Annotated in this window: 17 protein-coding genes and 1 pseudogene; 6 read left to right on the forward strand and 12 right to left on the reverse strand. The window is 42.8% G+C overall.

The genetic code is table 11. From position 1 onward, the window contains the following. Positions 1 to 17: 17 nt before the first annotated feature. Positions 18 to 1,037 carry an alpha/beta fold hydrolase gene (locus tag C170_RS21585; RefSeq protein ID WP_036613928.1) on the forward strand — a complete coding sequence of 340 codons (1,020 nt, stop codon included), beginning with the start codon at positions 18 to 20 and terminating at the stop codon, positions 1,035 to 1,037. Between the two features lie 320 nt (positions 1,038 to 1,357). Here C170_RS21585 and C170_RS21590 read toward each other — a convergent pair whose 3' ends face one another. The 5 genes from C170_RS21590 to C170_RS21605 all read right to left on the reverse strand — a co-directional run bounded on the left by C170_RS21590 (position 1,358) and on the right by C170_RS21605 (position 5,395). After that, on the reverse strand, positions 1,358 to 2,398 hold the full coding sequence (locus C170_RS21590) for an NADH:flavin oxidoreductase (RefSeq protein WP_179087849.1): 1,041 nt from the start codon (positions 2,396 to 2,398) through the stop codon (positions 1,358 to 1,360). A 209-nt stretch (positions 2,399 to 2,607) separates the two neighbouring features. Then, the gene (locus C170_RS21595) at positions 2,608 to 3,183 is read right to left on the reverse strand and encodes a TetR/AcrR family transcriptional regulator (RefSeq protein WP_036613929.1); all 576 of its coding nucleotides are present in this window, start codon (positions 3,181 to 3,183) and stop codon (positions 2,608 to 2,610) included. A 96-nt stretch (positions 3,184 to 3,279) separates the two neighbouring features. Further along, positions 3,280 to 3,843, reverse strand: a complete 564-nt coding sequence (locus C170_RS21600) for a GNAT family N-acetyltransferase (RefSeq protein ID WP_036613931.1) — start codon at positions 3,841 to 3,843, stop codon at positions 3,280 to 3,282. 378 nt (positions 3,844 to 4,221) lie between these two features. Next, complete coding sequence (locus tag C170_RS30510) at positions 4,222 to 4,467, reverse strand: hypothetical protein (protein WP_081746010.1); 246 nt, start codon at positions 4,465 to 4,467, stop codon at positions 4,222 to 4,224. 508 nt (positions 4,468 to 4,975) lie between these two features. Continuing rightward, positions 4,976 to 5,395: a hypothetical protein gene (locus tag C170_RS21605; protein WP_036613932.1), complete on the reverse strand. Its 420-nt coding sequence runs from the start codon at positions 5,393 to 5,395 to the stop codon at positions 4,976 to 4,978. Positions 5,396 to 5,760: 365 nt separating this feature from the next. Here C170_RS21605 and C170_RS21610 point away from each other — a divergent pair, with 365 nt between their 5' ends. From C170_RS21610 to C170_RS21625, 4 genes are all read left to right on the forward strand, one after another. Further along, positions 5,761 to 6,846, forward strand: a complete 1,086-nt coding sequence (locus tag C170_RS21610) for a DUF1648 domain-containing protein (protein WP_036613933.1) — start codon at positions 5,761 to 5,763, stop codon at positions 6,844 to 6,846. Between the two features lie 891 nt (positions 6,847 to 7,737). After that, complete coding sequence (locus tag C170_RS21615; RefSeq protein ID WP_051447339.1) at positions 7,738 to 8,700, forward strand: phosphatidylinositol-specific phospholipase C/glycerophosphodiester phosphodiesterase family protein; 963 nt, start codon at positions 7,738 to 7,740, stop codon at positions 8,698 to 8,700. Continuing rightward, positions 8,687 to 9,385: a response regulator transcription factor gene (locus C170_RS21620; RefSeq protein WP_036613934.1), complete on the forward strand. Its 699-nt coding sequence runs from the start codon at positions 8,687 to 8,689 to the stop codon at positions 9,383 to 9,385. Before C170_RS21615 ends, C170_RS21620 begins: the two co-directional genes overlap by 14 nt. Then, complete coding sequence (locus C170_RS21625; protein WP_200868516.1) at positions 9,360 to 10,667, forward strand: sensor histidine kinase; 1,308 nt, start codon at positions 9,360 to 9,362, stop codon at positions 10,665 to 10,667. Before C170_RS21620 ends, C170_RS21625 begins: the two co-directional genes overlap by 26 nt. Positions 10,668 to 10,789: 122 nt before the next feature. On the opposite strand, the gene C170_RS21630 is transcribed toward C170_RS21625, so the two are convergent. The 3 genes from C170_RS21630 to C170_RS21640 all read right to left on the reverse strand — a co-directional run bounded on the left by C170_RS21630 (position 10,790) and on the right by C170_RS21640 (position 13,739). Beyond that, on the reverse strand, positions 10,790 to 11,494 hold the full coding sequence (locus C170_RS21630) for a hypothetical protein (RefSeq protein WP_235200813.1): 705 nt from the start codon (positions 11,492 to 11,494) through the stop codon (positions 10,790 to 10,792). A gap of 101 nt (positions 11,495 to 11,595) precedes the next feature. Beyond that, entirely contained in the window at positions 11,596 to 12,960 is a 1,365-nt protein-coding gene (locus tag C170_RS21635) for a sensor histidine kinase (protein WP_235200814.1), read from the reverse strand. A 71-nt stretch (positions 12,961 to 13,031) separates the two neighbouring features. Next, positions 13,032 to 13,739 (reverse strand): response regulator transcription factor, encoded by a 708-nt coding sequence (locus C170_RS21640; protein ID WP_036613937.1) that lies wholly within the window; start codon positions 13,737 to 13,739, stop codon positions 13,032 to 13,034. A 154-nt stretch (positions 13,740 to 13,893) separates the two neighbouring features. On the opposite strand from C170_RS21640, the gene C170_RS21645 reads away from it, so the two are divergent. Beyond that, positions 13,894 to 14,151, forward strand: coding sequence for a GlsB/YeaQ/YmgE family stress response membrane protein (locus C170_RS21645; protein ID WP_024630063.1), 258 nt, complete (start codon positions 13,894 to 13,896; stop codon positions 14,149 to 14,151). A 268-nt stretch (positions 14,152 to 14,419) separates the two neighbouring features. Here the strand turns inward: C170_RS21645 and C170_RS21650 are convergent, their stop codons facing one another. From C170_RS21650 to C170_RS31185, 4 genes and pseudogenes are all read right to left on the reverse strand, one after another. After that, complete coding sequence (locus C170_RS21650; protein WP_036613938.1) at positions 14,420 to 14,773, reverse strand: hypothetical protein; 354 nt, start codon at positions 14,771 to 14,773, stop codon at positions 14,420 to 14,422. Between the two features lie 51 nt (positions 14,774 to 14,824). After that, complete coding sequence (locus C170_RS21655; protein ID WP_036613939.1) at positions 14,825 to 16,033, reverse strand: hypothetical protein; 1,209 nt, start codon at positions 16,031 to 16,033, stop codon at positions 14,825 to 14,827. A gap of 57 nt (positions 16,034 to 16,090) precedes the next feature. After that, positions 16,091 to 17,758, reverse strand: a complete 1,668-nt coding sequence (locus C170_RS31405; RefSeq protein WP_235200815.1) for a hypothetical protein — start codon at positions 17,756 to 17,758, stop codon at positions 16,091 to 16,093. A gap of 109 nt (positions 17,759 to 17,867) precedes the next feature. Continuing rightward, a pseudogene (locus C170_RS31185) lies at positions 17,868 to 18,678 on the reverse strand (collagen-like protein); the annotation flags it as partial.

Raw genomic sequence — 18,678 nt, forward strand, 5'->3', positions numbered from 1 at the left:
AAGGGAGCAATTATACGATGGATTATGAAATTTTTAATTTGGGTGATGTACTCTTACAATCAGGAGTGACGTTACCAAACGCTTATCTCGCTTATCAAACTTACGGAAAATTAAATGAACAGAAAGACAATGTTATTGTCTATCCAACGGCTTTTGGAGATCAGCATATTCAGAATGAATGGCTCATTGGCAGCGGGATGGCACTGGATCCAGAGAAATATTTTATTATCGTTCCCAATTTGCTGGGCAATGGGCTCTCTTCCTCTCCCAGTAACACGCCTCCTCCATTCGATCGGGCTAACTTTCCACAGGTAACCATCTATGACAACGTTCGATTCCAGCAACAACTGCTGACCGAAAAATTCGGTATTGAAAAGATTGCTCTCGTCGTCGGGTGGTCGATGGGCGGCATTCAGGCATTTCAATGGGGGGCAAGTTACCCGGAGATGGTTGAACGAATTGCACCTTTCGGAGGCATCGCCAAACCTTGGCCTCACACATTTGTGGTCCTGGAAGGCGTGAAAGCTTCACTGCTATCCGCAGTCGGCTTCGACTCAAGTAAATTAAACCAACTAAGTTCTACAGACATGCGTGCCGTTGGTCGGGTGTATGCGGGATGGGGACTATCACATGCGTTTTATAGAGAAGAGCTATACCGTGAGATGGGATTTGACACATTGGAGGATTTTGTAGCTGGTGTCTGGGAAAATAGCTTTATGAATATGGATCCGCATAATGTTCTGGCCATGTTATGGACAGGCCAACATGCAGATATCAGTGCAAACCCCTCCTATAACGGAGACTTTGATAAAGCACTTCAGAGCATAAAAGCTTATGCCTGTATCATGCCGGGAAGCACGGATCTCTTCTGCACTGCGGCTGATAATGAATACGAAGCTAAGCGTATACCTAATGCTGTCTTGAAACCAATCCAATCGATCTGGGGCCATTTTGCCGGTCGTGGAATCAACAGTGCCGATAATCAATTTATTGATGACAATCTAAAACAGTTGTTGTCACTTAGCACTAATGAATAGATCGCCACTTGAATTGGGAACTCAGTGAAGAGCAGCGTTGATCTTTCGGAGGGAGGGCTCCCCCCAAGCAGTGGTGTTGTTGAGTGATGATGTAGAAATGAAGGAACCAGCAATAATGAAGTTGAGGACCTTATTCCGATGTTTCTTTTGCATCCTCTGCCAGTCTCATCTCTATGTCTTTCATCTTTAATTCCACCGGATAACTCCTCTGGTTGCCATTACAAACACACCTCCAAGATGATCTCCCTATCTTACAACAAGGTTTCATTCTCTTGAAGGTGTGTTTGATTAATACATATTCCTAATGATTATAACTATAATTAAGTAAGTACAGTCATCGCCTCTCTTGTGAATGGAACCAGATCATCGGTACGTCCTTCTTGAATTTTCTTAACCCATTCAGGGTCGACCAGAAGAGCACGGCCTACAGCAACCAGATCAAACTCATCATTCTGAAGTCGTTGTACCAATCCTTCGATACTGGCGTTACTTGCGCCTTTACCTTCTGTGAACAGACTTGTAAAGTCACCATCAAGACCAATCGATCCAACAGTGATTGTCGGTTTACCAGTCAGTTTTTTGGTCCATCCAGCAAAATTCAGATCAGACCCTTCGAATTCCGGCTCCCAGAAACGACGTGTGGAACAGTGGAAGATATCGACTCCAGCTTGAACCAACGGTGCGAGAAGCTGCTCCAGTAATTCCGGTGTTTCAGCCAATTTAGCCTGATAATCATCTGTCTTCCACTGAGATAAACGCAGTACAATCGTGAATTCCGGTCCCACTACTTTACGGCAAGCCTCAATCACTTCAACTGCAAAACGTGTGCGAGCCAACATATCTCCACCGTAACGATCCGTACGAGAGTTGGTTTTCTCATACAGGAATTGGTCGATCAGATAGCCGTGTGCTCCATGGATTTCAACACCATCGAACCCAACGCGTTTCGCTTCTGAGGCTGCTTGTGCGAATTCCTGAACGATTGTAGCGATCTCAGCTTCCGAATAATCATTAACATGACCTTTGGCTCCCATATGCCAGATCTGTGGAATAATTCGACCGCCAGCTTCATGTACTTCAGATACAACATGTGCCCAACCATTCATTGCAGCTTCGCCATAAAAGTGCGGCACATTGGCTTGATTGGATGCATCCGGATGATTAATTATTGTCCCTTCTGTCACAATAAGCCCCACTGCGTTCTCTGCTCTGCGGCGGTAATAGCCCGCAACATTCGAACCCGGGATACCGTCCGGAGAAAATTGACGCGTCATCGGCGCCATCACGATCCGATTGGATAACTTCAAGTGACCTAACTCTATAGGTTGGAACAATGCTTCTACGGATTGAGAATAATTCATAATAACCTCCACATATTTCGTTTTTTTTATATAAATTGACCTAGGAGATGTTAAACAGCAATCAGCCTGGTTAACAGCTAGACGTTATTTCCAAATGAATCAATACACGATTTTTCTCGAAAAGCCCCACCTCCTTCAAGCTTTCGTGGTGTATTGATCCGCCTTCAATTATTTTTGACTCCATAGTCAAGAATTTCACAAAAAAAAGATCAAGACATGATCATGCCAAATGAAGTACGCAGAACCGTCTCGATCTGTTCACGGGATGAACCTGATTTCTCCATAACTCTCACACCAAGAATGGTGTTATTTAGATAAGATGCAAGCTCTATACTCGTATACCGGTTGGAAATTAACTGTTGTTTCTGGCCACTACTTATGATCTTCTCTAATACCAGTTGAATCTCTTCTGCCATGAGTTCAGCTTCGCGTGTGACCTGCTCGTCATCTGTTCCGAATTCGAGTGATGCATTCACAATTAGACACCCTTGGCAGCTAGTTTCATCGTCTAAAAGGGAATATCGTAAGGTATTCAATTTATCAACGGGAGACGAATCCAGGGCTTCAATCTCTTTCAGTTTCGCTATAACCTGTTCACGGTAAATTGCCAGCGCCTTCAGGAACAACGATCGCTTGTCTTTAAAAACACAGTACAAACTTTGCTTTTTGACTCCTGTAGTACGCGTAAGGTCCTCATAAGAAGTTGCTTTGAAGCCTTGATTCCAGAACACTTCCATAGACTGGTGTAATACACGATCGACATCAAATTCTCTTGGTCTGCTCATGGGATTAATGTATCAGTTATTGACCATGCAGTCAAGAACTGATCATTTTACATCCTAATCTCTACGGTAATTTCCTGCAGCTCCATTGAATGCGGTCTAACTCTTCCGGTAAGCAACCTTGTGAAAAGCATTAATATAACGAAACAGTGCTTCACCATCATCAGGCACATGCGTACTTGTATCCAGTGGCAGCATCATTGCCTGATACGGCTCTGGCACCATTCTATATTGATGGACATAGGAGGTCAGGATGAACCCGTTGCGTTGCCAGAACTGTATGCGTTCCTGATGAGCCTCTGTTGTCCCGAACTCCGCCTCGATAATCATACCTTTGATCCGGTGCTCCCTTAACGCCCAGGCTCTGAGCTGCTCAAGCATCCAGGTCCCTATGCCCCACCCACGCATCTTCTGTTCAACCGCGAGGTAATCGATGATCAGGATGTGGTCCGCAACCTTCCCCTCCAGTCCAGTAACAGCCATCGCAACCACTTCTCCATGATGCACGCCTGTGTGTAAATAACCAATCTTCCGGTCCAGCATACTGCGCAGAATCGCTTTTGTCTTAGCGCCGCTTTGAAAAGCCTCATGATAGATTCGCTCCATCCGCGCCCACAATGCTTCATCCCACTCCTCTATAGTCGTAAACTCTAATTCCAGCATCTCATTCGCCTCCAGCTTTAATTCAGATTTATCGTGATTCAAGACATGTAAGAGATATTCCTTCCGGTTTAATGGATTATGATCGTATCTTGTGCATGAAGGCACTTCACCATCGAAGGCCTGATAGCCATAAAATTGGGACGGGTTCGACCTCTTTTTTCTGCGATCGTACTTCCTTTGACGAATTCTGCGATTCTGAAGACTGTAGCATGTCTTTAATCTTAAAAGTTTATGTTTTTATCGTTCGCATACCTGGCGTACATTCGCAAAATTCATCTATCCTGCCCGTTAACGTAATGAAGGCTGCACCGGCTAACACAGGCAGCTTCATTTTCGTCGTATATTCAATTATAATTTCTACGTTAGCGCAATAAAGCATTAACTTTTAATATCTTCTTTAGCCTTTTGTCTATATCGAATTATGGAAAGAGGTAAATTAACTACTCCAAGAATAAAAGAAGAGCTAATAGATATCCATTGAGATATTGAAGGATAATTCGGTTTTCCGTCTCCTACAGGTCCTATTTTGGGTTGGTGGCTATCCCACAAAACATATAAGAGACCAATAGCAGGTAACAATATGCAAATTACACTTGCAACTATATGTAACACATACTTGTTCAATCCTACCCCTCCATTTATTGTATTCATGTCTTGAACTCTGTTTATATTATAACGTTATCTAAAACGTGAAATTACACTAACCTACTCCTTAGTTTAACAAAAAAATTTCTCCTTTAAGATATTTCCTAAAATAGTTTTCAATAACTAATGGAAAATTTGCCGCTAAGGATTGTTGTTCATTTGGATTTAGAGAATGGAATGCGAAAGTCCTAATGATTGACCAAATAAAAAATGCTTCTAATAACTCGACATAATTTTCTTCCAGTTGATTTACTTTGCTATACGATGAAATAAAATAAATAAAAGCCATAGCCACAATTCGAAAAATCTATAGGTTGAGGAGTATCCTCATAAAAAACATAGTTACTCTCATGAAGGTCAGAATGAATAACTCCCCAGTTACTTGGCAAACGTTTATAATTTTGTATCACATTTGCTATTTTATGTGCTGACTCTTCTACATGAACAAACACTTCACTTGAGATAAGCTCTAAATTTACTAACCGTTTTAATTGATTAAGTGAGCCGCCATTAAGAGAGCTAAATTTTCATTACTTGTTGGCTCTCTTTGAAGTACGCTTCCATGAATCCAATGATGAATAGTCACCATGATTGTATTTTCTCTAAGATCAGTTAAGATTTCTGTTACCAGATCACCTTGAAGATCTCTAACAGGTACAGGTACGACGAGATTTGTATCTTTAACCAGAGCTTCAAGCCAAATAAGCTCTGATGCGATATTCCCTTTTGATTGAATGGAAATCGTTGAGATATGGATTTTGATAAGAAACTTTTGATTAACATTGTTGGCCTGAACTTGAAATGTAACATTATCACTCTTTCCGAGATACACAAGTTTTTCCCAAATAATTGGGTATTGATGTAAAGCTTCTTTCGCCACCTTCGCATAATCTTCTTCAGAAAGCATAGTATCCACTCCAGTTAATGTGATTTTGAATTCACAATTTTACCAAGTGAACTTTATCTTATGGTGATAAAAGTTGATTATAACTAAACTTTACTGCCCTTTACCTACACAGAATTTCAAACAGATGTACTTACCATAATTTAGTTATCAGATGAGTATCGCTGCGTAGCAAAAAGGTCTGACAAATGTTAGTTTCACCCATGTAGTCAATAAAATCAATTATAATTAAATTTATATTCAAGTCGATTACTTACCCTAAGTTAAAACGATAAACATACGCAAAAAGACATTGTGATGCATCGCATATGCTCTAAAGGATATAGAGTTTTCGAATATATACTTATGTATAAGAGGAGGCGAAAGATATGACGATATTGCCTGTTATAGTAATGATCTTTGTATTTGTACCTACCATTGTACTCATGGTAAGCATGCCTTATTTAACAAGAGAGACGATTAGTTTTGGAGTCACCGTCAGCGCTGTACAATTTCACAGCGAACCTCTACGCCAGATGCGGAAGTCATATGCTAGGATTAGTGCTACCTTTCATACCATCCTATTCATTGTTTGTATCATCTGCCTAATATACGGTGATGAACATTCCAAGCAACAAAGTTGGATCATTGTCGCTTATTCACTCGCCATGGCCGTAATCTCCCTAGTCATAAACATTAGGTATCATTTCAAAATGAAAAGTTTACTACCTATGCTGCCAATTGCTCTGGAACTATCGATCATAGCAGTGGACACTGGTTTTCGGAAAAGAAACATTAGCTTGTCTAGTAAGTGGTTCCTCATTCATGTTTTCATTATTGTTGTTGGTATTGTAACTGTGCTACTCAACTACGAACTAATTCCTGACCAGATTCCGATCCATTACAACAGCAGTTGGAACGTAGACGGATATGCAGCTAAATCTTATAGTTCTGTGTTTATGCCTACGATAATGCAAGTGTTCTTAATACTTGTGTTCATATTTGAGAATTGGAGTATTCGCAGAGTGAAGCAGCAGGTTCAACCCACTGATCCGAACCGTTCCATCAGACAAGACGTAACTTTCCGCCGTACTTGGTCAGGTTTTATGATTACAGCAAGCTTCTTAATAGTTATCCTGTTGTCCGTCGTGCAACTAAATATGATATCTCTGCTTAACATCAATTTCGCTATTCCCATTGTCCTAATCATAATAGCCTTTATCATCCTATACGCCTTAGCCTTATCGTTCTGGGCTGGTCAGAGCGGAAGCCGATTGGAGCAATCGGCAGATCGCTCCAATTCTAGACCTGTCCATGATGATGATAAATGGCTATTAGGTATGATTTATTTCAATCGCAAGGATTCAAACCTAATCGTCGAGAAAAGGTTTGGAGTCGGCTGGGGATTAAATTTCGGTCACCCAGCATGCTGGCTGATTTTTCTCGGAATTATCGTACTGTTAGTTGTGGTGTAACCAGGCTTGGAGGTTAGTACTCGCCAGAGTATTCTAGTTAGGGCAGACCTGTGGCGTGATTTGACTTTGATGTTATGCCGGGTGATGGGACTATGTTATTATCCATTCCGTCAATCGGTACAAGTTCTTGTCCCACGACAACTTTTATTCTGGTAAGGACATTTATATTCAATACGTTCTAATGCTCTTTGGAATGTTAAGTCAGCTCCGAGCATAATGTATGCGGAAACCGTCTGTAAGCTTGACGAGATCGTGTCTACGGCTTCATTCGCTGCGAACTTACTCCCATCACATCAAACTTTGGTGCAGTTGGACCTACTTTCATTGGGTTATTATACGACTACTCAGGAAGCTTCCTTCCAACGATGATCGGAATAACGAAGGAAAAGGAACATTGAATAGAACAAGAAAGAAAAGTTTAACTGGTATAAAAAAGTAATCGAAACCAATGGGGACGAATTAACCTAAACAAAAATTCATGTGTGATCACTCAACCTCCACTACAGTGGAGGTTTTAGTATAAATAAGGACTAAACTTAATAAAGCTGGTCTTTCGAAATGATAGATACCACAATTTCCCCCGTTTCAACAGCTACAACTGGTCCCATTGCATGCTAAGAAGTACCTTAGTCTCGTACTCGCCATGTTAAAAATATATTGTTCCTATTTCCTCTCACGTTTCATACCCAATACTGCGTGTAAAAAATCCGCTATAATAGCGACTACAATGGGACTATGTTTTTGTCTAACGACACTTTACATATACGGGGATTCTTTTTATATGGATTTCAATGTATACAAACTTCATAAATTCCTTCGTTTTTATACGACTCCTTCTTCATTTGCGTCCTGTAGTATGTCTTACATCGGGATAACGAAGGAGCACAACGAATGAAGAAAACGATGATGTTAACCTTACTCATAGTCATTACGGCAGGAATGATCTGGTTCAACTGGGGGCTTGTTAGGACAGGTCAGAATCAGCCGGACTCTACATTTGGCACCAGCGGCTGGCAGGAGAATAGGCTTATTGCACATGCATTTGGTGGAGTTAACGGGGCTAGCTACACCAATTCTTATGAGGCGTTTATAACCAATTACAATAGAGGGTACCGTTTGTTCGAGGTTGATCTGGTGCAGACGACGGACGGGAAACTTGTAGCCAGACATGATTGGTCGCAGAAGCTACAGCCGGATTTGGCCACTCATCGCGGACGAAACGTAACAAAGCTTCAGTTTGCAAACTCGCTTATTATGGGAAGATTCCGCCCTCTTACCCTGCCGGACATACTGCAGATGATGAAGCAATATCCTGATTTTGACTTAATTGTGGATACGAAAGCAGGCAGCAAAGAGCAAATTCAGCAGCAGTTTGCGCATCTAGTCAATGAGGTTCGACGTACGGATCCTGCACTGCTCAACCGGATTATACCTGAAATTTTCAGCCCGGAAATGTATGACACGGTTATGGGAATCCACCCCTTTCCAAACAAAATATATTCACTTTACAAAACTGGCGCCTCCGCCGAAAGTATTGTAGAATTCGTAAGGGACAAACAACTGACAGCGGTCGCCATGCCTGTATACCGTGTGTATCTAAACCCCAATTTAGTTCCAACACTACATAAGTTTGGGGTAAAAAGCTATGTTCACACCGTCAACAGCAGACCGGTTATGCAGATTCTGTCCAGGTTCGGGGTGCATGGATTTTACACGGATCAGGAAAAATCACCAGAGGAGCTGATGCTTGCAGACGCTCCCCCAGGCCATGTTGAATTTTCGGAATACATGAGTTCCGGATTAGTAAATATAAGAAATATCGTGATGAAGGTGAGAAATAATGGCTATAAATAACATTCTTGTTGTAGACGATGAACCGGAAATTCGAGAAGCGCTTGTTATTTATTTGAAAAGCGAAGATGTGGATGTATTAACTGCCTCTAACGGATTGGAGGCGCTGGAAATTCTTGAACAAGAAACCATTCATCTTATTATCATGGACAACATGATGCCACAGCTCGATGGAATTAAAACGACATTTAAAATTCGTGAAAACAAAAATATACCGATCATTATGCTTTCCGCCAAGTCAGAAGATAGCGACAAGATTTTGGGACTCAACGTTGGGGCTGATGACTATATTACGAAGCCGTTCAATCCTCTAGAGCTGATCGCTAGAGTCCGATCTCAGCTGCGCCGGTTTACGAATTTAGGTTCCTTCCAGTCAAACGGGGATGAGCTCATTCAAGTAAGAGGACTCGTGCTGAACAAAAGCTCGAAGACTGTTGAGATAGATGGAGAGGACGTCAGATTGACCCCGAAAGAATACAAAATTTTGGAGCTGCTGATGGAGAACAAGGGCAGAGTTTTCTCAATCGAAGAGATTTATGAGCGCGTGTGGAATGAACTGATCTTCACTTCAGAGAATACGGTTGCCGTACATGTGAGAAACATTCGTGAAAAAATTGAAATCAATCCCAAAGACCCAAAATATTTAAAGGTGGTATGGGGAATTGGATACAAAATCGAGAAAAAATAAAGCCGATCGGAAGGTTCCAATCGACCTTATTGTCATCATTGTCGCCGCGATTCTATGGAGCCTCGTACTCATAAACAGGTATTCATACACGGGGTTGAGTCTGAGCTATTCAACTTCAAGTTATATCCAGACACTGCTTGCCTTAATTATTCTTTGCCTGCTGGCAAGCAGACTGTTTCTTTATTTTAAGGCACCCCATAGTAGGCGTTCCTTCTGGCATGGCAGTCTGCTGATGGATTACTTTCATATTTGGAGAACCGGTCTTAGAGCCAGTTTACAAAACGGGAGACTAACGTTTGGCCTCATCATGATGCTTTTGCTAACCGCGATAGCCGGCATTTGTATTTGGCAGGCAGTCACATATTACGGACAGGGGTGGCTTCTACTTTATTTGTTGCTCTACGTGTTGTTCTTGGTTCCATATATACTTTCCAAGCTTAGAAGATTCATCGCCATTATCAACGGGAGCAAAGAGATTGCCGAAGGAAATATTCAAAACACAATTCAGGATACCGGCAAGGATGATCTATCCAAGCTTGCTGGTTATATTAACAATATGAAAGCTGGGTATCAAAGCGCGCTGGAGAATCAAATGAAGAGCGAACGGTTAAAAACAGAGCTGATTACCAACGTATCACATGATTTGAAGACCCCACTTACTTCTATTATCAACTATGTTGATTTATTAAAAAAAGAAAATCTGTCTACAGAGACCACCCGAGCCTATATTGAAACCCTGGACCGGAAGGCGCTACGGATGAAGCTGTTGATTGAAGACCTGTTCGAAATCTCAAAGATGGCCAGCGGTACAGTAGAGCTGGATATTGAGTACGTCGATGTCGCGACATTGTTGACACAGGCGATTGCCGAGTCCAACACCAGTATAGGACAAGCGTCGCCTGTGATTCGGGAGAGGATTGCGAAATTCCCGATCCATGCACATTTGGACGGCAATAAAATTTGGCGTGTATTCGAAAATTTAATTGGCAACGCGCAGAAATATTCGCTTCCGGGAACCAGAATCTATATTTATTTGGACGAGTCTGATGATCTGGTGCTATTCAAAATTCAAAATACTGCTGCTTATGAGATTGATTTTGCTGCGGAAGAGTTGTTCGAGCGTTTCAAAAGAGCAGATGAATCCCGCCAGACAGAAGGCTCCGGCCTAGGGCTGTCCATTGTGAAAAGTATCGTTGAGCTGCACGGCGGGGAGATCAAAATTGAAATTCATGGTGATCAATTCAACGTTATTCTGCATTTGCCCAAGCAGCGCTTAATTTAAAAGTCCTAAAACTACGTTAACCCTCAATGCTCCTTTTCAGGAGTATGAGGGTTAACTTTTCATTTTTATCAGGTACTAAAGGTGAATCGTATGAATGGCTTACCAACATCGATTCCTAAATATTAGTCCAGAAGGCTGTAGATCTGAATGCTCTCCACCTTGGCATCCTTGATATGAAACGACATTACATCCACATAATTGGATGGTTCGTAACGGAAGTCATCCTCTTCATCTGGGGCTCCATCACCAAGCAGTTTCCCCTCAGGGTAGGCGTTCTTGAGTGTATCCAGGCTATCTCCTGCTTTAATGTTTCGCGCTGTCGCGTACTTAGGATCTGTAATTTCGATATGAAAGATGGAGTCTTGTTTTCCCTCTGGTATACTGATTGTTTTAATCTCCAGACCAGGATACGTATAGACCTTTTCTGTAAAACCGATTAACGTATCCATGTTGGTTCCATCGTCGGCACTGTACGTATGAGATTTCAGGTTATCCGGTTTGCCCAGCATCTGTTCCATCTGATCTTCATTCGCTGTATCCGAAATCGCAATGGTGTGCTCATTATAGACAAAAGCAAGCTCCTTCAGCACCACATTACCTTCCTTCTCCATCGAACCTTCTTTAATAGCTTCAGTACCCTTTTCTTCCGAACTTTCGGAAGCAGGCGCAGGAGAATTGGTTGCTCCTTCGCCTTTGCTCTGTTCATTCGCTGTGTTCTGTCCGGTTGCTGGGGGCGTAGCATCATTGGACTGACAGCCCGCTAATGCCACCGTTAGTAGAGCACCTAGTACGATAACACCTGTTGCTTTGTTTATCAATTTCATCATGATCCCTCCATAAATGTGTGATTTGTTCTTATGAAGTGATTATAAATAAATCATTTGTTAGTCTCATAACAGAAATGTACCAATCTTGTAACGTTAATTATTTACCCGCGTGTTTCCGCACGGGGCAACACAATCGTAACGGTTGTTCCTTCCCCGATTTGACTTTCCATGTCAATATAACCATTAAACCGCTCGACAATCTCCTTGCAAATAGAAAGCCCAAGACCTGAACCGTTCGCTGTGCTTGCATTTTTCGCCCGGTAAAAACGTTCCTGCACTCGCTCCAGCTCATCGCCCGCGATACCAATACCTTGATCACGTATCCGTATAACTACCTCGCTTGGCGTATGTTCCAACTTCAATTGGATTAGCGATGGACCGCCTGAATATTTGATGGCATTGTCCACAAGGTTCGCAATCGCATGAGACATCAGCATTGGATTTACGTTGGCGTAAACTCTTGTCTTACCCTCATCATCCGGTTCTTCCTCCGCCTGACTAACTCTGATCTCTATCCCTTTATCCTTGGCCTTGGCACCCATATTCGTTGCGACTTGCTGAATCAGTTCGTTCATTTCTGTCTTCTCGACTTCCAAATCGTTAGAACCAGCCTTGTCGAATCGGGATAACAACAACAGTTCATTGATCAAGCGCGTCAGCCGATCCGATTCCTGCAGCAGATGAGCATAGATTTTTTGCAACTCCTTGTCCTCGTTCTCCCCTTCAACCAAGTACTGAGAGAAACCACGAATGGCTGCCAAGGGTGTTTTTAACTCGTGAGATACATTGGAGACAAATTGTTTCTGGTACTGAATGTAATCATGAAGCTGCCGCCCCATGGAATCCAGCCCATCTGCCAGCATGCCCAGCTCATCCTTCCGATTGAGATGAACTCTCCGAAACTCCTGTCTAGAGAAACTTTGCGTAGCGCTAAGCAACAGTTTAATCGGCTTGGTAGTGTTGCGGGCAATCCACAGACTGGATAACGTAATCAGTACAATAAATCCGCCTGCACCCGCAAACAAGATATAACGGATTTGGTCCATAATCGCATAAAAGTAGGAAATGTCCTCCACGAACTCATACACATAAGCGTTCTCGTAGAATTGATCCTGAATGGGCGTCGCAAAATAAAGCAGATGATCTTCCGTTACGGTGTAGGCATAACTGCCGCTCAGGGATTTCTCAATATTTTTTTCGAAAATAAGAGGTTTGCCATCATTAATGATGATGCCATCCACAGCCAAGCCCAGCAACTGCTTGGAGCTGTCATAGATACGTACTTCCTTGCCCGAAGCTTTCAGCTTCTCTAGAGCAAGTCTGACAATTTCCTTGGTCTGGGGGTCTCCTGAAGTTGACCTATGCTGTGATAACACCTCACGGAAGGACAACTCGGACAGATCTGCTTTCTCCATCATCTGTTTCTCAATGGTAATGAAGCTGTAATAATCGATGGCTTTATTCACCGCAAAAATGATGATGCCAAAGGACAGCACGGAGAAAAATAAATAATTCAGCAGTAACCGGGTTGCATACTTCAGGCCTCGCCACCTCCAAGTTGATAGCCAAATCCATAGATCGTCCTGACATACTTCGGTTCGTCGGCGTTATCCTCCAGCTTCTTCCGTAATCGCATGATGGTCATATCTACACTGCGACTGTCTCCCATAAAATCATATCCCCATCCGATCTGCAGCAGCTCATCCCGGGTAAAGATTTTGTCTGGCCTTTTGAGTAACGTTTCCAGAATTTTAAACTCTTTGGCCGTTAAAGACACGGGTACACCGTTTTTCAGCACCCTGCGGCTTTCCAGATCAAATGTCAGTTCTTCATGAATGATGCGTGTAGATTTCACTTCTGTTCCTTCACTTGATTCTTCCTTGCTCTCGTTTCTTCTCAGAATGACCTTGATCCGAGCGAGCAATTCACGATTGTCAAAGGGTTTGGTTATGTAATCTTCCGCCCCTAGCTCTAGTCCCAACACCTTGTCGATTACCTCATTTTTGGCAGAGAGCATGATCACAGGAACGGCACGTTTCCCGGTGATTTCCTTGCATAGGTCATATCCGGAGCAGTCAGGCAACATCAAATCAAGCACCACTAGATCCGGCCCAAAAGTATCCAGCAGCTGCAGGGCTATTTTACCGTTTTCAGCCGTTTGAACGACGTAGTTTTCTCTTCTCAGTACAAGCTCAATTAAATCTCTGATTGCGATTTCATCGTCAATGACAAGTATTTTCTTCAATGTGCACCCCTTCTAGCCTTGTTCCCCAGCTTGAATCATCATTTACCCTCATCTTAGCACAGACACTTTAGATTCCTCCACCAACTGGAAGGTGAGGTATATTCCACTCAGCCCAACATAACTTGTAATAAACTCGAAGAAAGGAGAACAATCCATGGATCTGCTCTGGGTACTCATTGTTGGTGGACTTATTGGCTGGTTAAGCGGCAACTTGATTGGGCGGGACGTACCGGGCGGTGTACTTGGGAACATTATTGCGGGTTTTATCGGTTCCTGGTTAGGAACGGAATTGTTGGGACCAAGGGGGCCGGTAATTGGCGGATTTCATATTATTCCCGCCATCGTTGGCTCGATTATTGCCCTGCTCATCTTCTTTGCTCTGGCACGCGGCGGAGCCTTCCGAAGACGTTAACATAGAGAGGCGGAAACCGATCCCGTCGTTCATTAGTACAGGATAAACATCAAAGGACCGAAAGCATTCATCGATGGAAGATGAACACTTACGGTCCTTTTTTTATTTTTGTACTGATTTCATCCATTGTCGTGTTTTTCGGAAGATTGGTTTTTGGCTGTTATCATCCCCTGAGCCAAAAGACACATCCACCATCCTCTTCATTTCTTTTCTAAGTGTTTTGACGAGTTTGTTTTATCTAATTCAAGCCCGCCGTTTATCTTGCTTCTTATGCTTCGTCAAGTTGTTCAGAAGCTACTAAGCGATGCGCCGAGACAAGCTGTCCGGAAGCATCCTTACCCCAAACTGAAATTTGAACTTGTTGCTCTGCTAAACCGCTCGTTGTAAAGACAAATTCAAAAGAATTAAAGTCTGCGTAATAATTTTTGGTTAGGACCTGATTAGGATTTATAGAAATTAACTCAAGTACATATAGTGTTCTTGTTCCATTCAAATAATAACCTTGAATCAGGATATTCGAGCCATCGACTAAGTTTCGATTATCTATTTTGATCGTCAACTGTTGTGTCGGCCTTACACTATTAACAGGATTATTTTCTATCGGTCCGGTGGATAAAATCATTCTCTCTTACCCCTTCCCAACATCTATTGTGCATCATTATGACCTGAGGTTTTACCAGCTCTCAGCAACTCTAAATACCACATCAACTATATTTGAGCCTGCCCCACCAATATTTGATACAGCTAATGTTACGACCTGATTTTCAGGAAGCGTGAAGTCCAATAGTTCTGATGAAGCTAATATTCTGGCAACACCTGTTCCGCCTCCTGTAACACCTTGAAACACTACTTCTCCTCCGGTAATCGTTGTAGACGAATTGTTTACCAACAAAGCTGTTTCACTATCGGGAATGATCGTTGTAGCTGTTGGATAATTAATAAATGCTCCATCAAGAGTTCCACCCACAAGTACTTGATAACTAAGATCTACGGATGAGATAATGTTTAGTTCTTCTAGATCCACCTGAACAGAGTTCGTTCTAGCTGATCCCGAAGGGAAGATTGCTTTTCTTGTAAATGATAGGACGGGCGTTAGTGTTGATGTAAGATTAGTAATCCTTCTCCTCTCCGAAGTGACCCTAAAAGTAGGATCATATTTTCCGATAATACTATATTGTCTTCCTCCTACAAAAAGGGTATAAGCTTCTGCAGTTCCGTTATTATCGATTTGTGCTCTTAATGGGAGGTTCGGGTCAATAAAACTCGTTTGACCTGTTGGAGAGAATCGATGGACGGTAATTACCTCTTGCGCTAAAGTCGACGGATTAGGGATGACCACTCTAAATTCGATTACTCCATATCCATACCAAGTAAATACGATTTGAAATATATTCCCTTTAGATAAACTAAGCGTCGCTCCACTCGGACCTGTTCCATCTAATCGGTCTACATTCCATAAACTTTGAGGAAATGTTGTATCGGAGCCTCCTCGCCGTATGACCACGAATACATTTGTGCTATTTACTCCAAAAAAAGCCCCGTTCTGATCGTCAAAGAATCCCCATCTTCCAATCTGATTACCTATCGGCAGCATAGGTATTCGAACGCCGATTCCGGCTTCTCCTGCGAATCCTGGCTCGTATCTACCTCGTAATACACTTTCTAGAATGGCTGAATCTATTCCGTTAGTGGTATTGCTTAGATTAAATTCCGTTGCATCATTGGTAACCGTACCATCCCCAAGGGTTGTAACGGAATCTCTTAGAATGGATAGACCATATGCAGATGTTAACTCCACAATTGGGGTTTTTTCCGATACAATTAGCTCATCGAATTGCGAACTTATATTGGGACCCACATTTGAGATTATAATATCCGACAAGATAGTTCCTCCTTCGCAGGAAGGGAAAAGTGAATTTCCTCCTTCTCCTATTACTTTTTACCATTCTTCAGTAAGACTGAAGGTGGCCGTAACAGGATTAGTCCCCCCGCTTAAATTCGCTACGGCTAAAGTCACAATTTCAGAGTCAGGTAATTGGAAATCCAATAATGAAGCTGAAGCTGATATTCTGACACTTCCCGCAACTCCGGCTACTAAGCCTTGTAATAGGACTTGACCATCCGCAATTGTCGTTAGTGTGTTGTTAATTAGAAGAGCTGTTTCCGAAGTTGGAATATTAGTCGTTGCTGTTGGAAAGTTTACGAAGCCTCCATTAATCGTTCCGCCTAATATGATCTGATAATAAATATCATCTGTAGTTATAAGATCAATACTTTCTAATTTGACACTCACTGAATTTGCCCTACCTGAACCTGGCGGGAAGGATGTCTTTCTCTGGAAAGACAAAATTGGTGTGAGTGACCCTGTTGCAGTTACAGTTCTCCTTTCGGAAGTAACCCTGAAAACGGGATTATATTTACCCAATATACTGTATTGTCTTCCTCCAACGAATAAATTGAGTTCTGATTCTGTGCCATTATTAAAGATTTCCGCACGTAGCGGAAGATTAGGATCGGCCAGACTGGTTTGCCCATTGGGGGAAAAGCGATGAACGATAATTACTTCTTGTGCTAAAGTTGCAGGATCAGGGATGACGACTCTAAATTCGATTACTCCATACCCGTACCATGTAAATACGATTTGAAATATATTCCCTGTAGATAAACTAAGCGTTGCGCCACTCGGACCTGTTCCATCTAATTTATCCACATTCCAAGATGCTTGAGGAATAATAGTGTCAACACCTGCTCTTCTGATCGCTACAAATATTCCATTCACTACGCTCTGTCCAAAGAATAAGCCGTTCTGATCGTCAAAAGCGCCCCATCTGACCACTTGGGCCCCTGTCGGTGGAGCCGGCAATCGAACTCCTATTCCTATTTCTCCCGCTAAACCTGATTCATACCTTCCTCTCTCCGAGCTTTGAAGAATAGCAATGTCAGATCCGGATATAGTTGTAGTTAATTGAAATTCCGTATTATTACTTCCCACTGTAGCATCGCCCAATGTTAAAACAATGTCTCTTAGGTTGGATAAGCCATATACAGAAGTCAACTCAATAATCGGCGTTTTTTCACTGGTTCTTAATTCGTTAAATTGAGAGCTGACATTTGGTCCTACTCCCACGATGGTCGCATTAGGCTCAATCGTACCTGGGGCTCCCGTCGCTCCTGTGACTCCTGTAGCCCCTGTAGCCCCAGTGGCTCCTATGGCTCCTGTAGCTCCCGTTGTTCCTGTGGGTCCTGTTACTTCATTTGCGCCTAGCAATTCTGAAGATACAATGCGATGGGGAATTACAAGTTGCCCCTCTACATTTTTTCCCCAAACCGAGATTCCCATCTGATCTTCTGCTAAACCGCTCGTTGTAAAGACAAATTCAAAAGCATTAAAGTTCCCATCATAATTCTTCGTTATTACTTCATTTGGATTCACATTAATGAGTTCGTTTACGTATAAGTTTCGAGCTCCGTCTAGATAATATCCTTGAATCAAGATATCGGCACTATTGATTAAATCTCGGTTATCCATTTTAATTGTCAGTTGCTGCGTTGGCCTTACACCACTGACCGGATTATTCTCAATCGGTCCGGTTGATAAAATAGCCATAAAATTTTATTCTCCTTTTTTCCAAAATGATTAGAGGTAGAAATATTCATCCACCTCCACCCCTTTGGTTTTAAACTAACAAAAATTTAGGCGCTCATCTTCCACTCCGCTACTGAACCTGAATAATCGAAACAGAACCATCTGTAAGTGTAGCTGTTGCCGATCCATTATAAAGAAAATCGATTGTAAGCGCAGTTGAAGTAGCATCAGCTAAAAACGTACCCGATACACTTACATTCGCATCTAAAGTTCCTGTAACTGCTCTCCCTGAAAACCGACTTTGAAATACGAGGTTAGTTCTTGGTGTGACCGTAACGTTCCCAACTACAGAACTCGTTGCTCTAAACGTATACGAAACCAAATAAATGTGGCCTATTGCCAGTACAAAGGTTGTACTTGTAGGATGCAATATGTTAGTGCCATTAATAAATACAGTCGTATACGAAATAGCTGTCGCATTTGCAACAGAAGGTACGCTAACATTAAATAATCCATTTTGTATTGTGGCATTTGCCCCGGTTGCACCTGTGCTCCCTGTTGCCCCAGTTGAGCCCGTTGCACCTGTTGCCCCACTTGTGCCTGTTTGCCCAGTCGCACCTGAGATCCCCGTGGCCCCAGATACGCCCGTTGCGCCTGAGATGCCTGTGGCTCCGGTTGCACCCGTGGCCCCAGTCTCGCCGGTTACGCCCGTGATGCCTGTCGCTCCAGTTACCCCCGTTGCACCAGTTACCCCGGTTACGCCAGTGATGCCCGTGGCTCCCGTTACGCCGGTTACGCCGGTTGCACCAGTTTCCCCGGTTGCACCCGTGATGCCTGTGGCCCCAGTTACCCCCGTTGCACCAGTCTCCCCGGTTGCACCCGTGATTCCCGTGGCTCCGGTTACGCCCGTTGCGCCTGTCTCCCCGGTTGCACCCGTGATT

This window comes from Paenibacillus sp. FSL H7-689 (assembly GCF_000517905.1).
Classification (GTDB): domain Bacteria; phylum Bacillota; class Bacilli; order Paenibacillales; family Paenibacillaceae; genus Paenibacillus; species Paenibacillus amylolyticus.